The sequence below is a fragment of the Marinifilum breve genome (assembly GCF_003202155.1).
GTDB lineage: Bacteria > Bacteroidota > Bacteroidia > Bacteroidales > Marinifilaceae > Marinifilum > Marinifilum breve.
The window spans coordinates 1-391 of sequence record NZ_QFLI01000172.1 but is presented as its reverse complement, the minus strand read 5'-3'; the positions used below and the strand labels follow the sequence as shown (position 1 = coordinate 391).

Genomic DNA, 391 nt, shown 5'->3' with positions numbered 1-391 from the left:
GGCAGTTTGTTGCATGGTGCCGGGAAGAAGCATCCGTTACCGCCGGACTGCCAAACGTCAGCGAGCTGGTTGATATGGTTTACGAGTATTGCCGGAAGCGAGGCCTGTATCCGGATGCGGAGTCTTATCCGTGGAAATCAAACGCGCACTACTGGCTGGTTACCAACCTGTATCAGAACATGCGGGCCAATGCGCTTACTGATGCGGAATTACGCCGTAAGGCCGCAGATGAGCTTGTCCATATGACTGCGAGAATTAACCGTGGTGAGGCGATCCCTGAACCAGTAAAACAACTTCCTGTCATGGGCGGTAGACCTCTAAATCGTGCACAGGCTCTGGCGAAGATCGCAGAAATCAAAGCTAAGTTCGGACTGAAAGGAGCAAGTGTATG

At 52.4% G+C, this 391-nt stretch carries 1 protein-coding gene; it reads left to right on the top strand.

Annotated elements, in window-relative coordinates:
* The coding region (locus DF185_RS23345) for a replication protein P (protein WP_243421820.1) at positions 1–391 on the top strand (391 nt) is incomplete at both ends.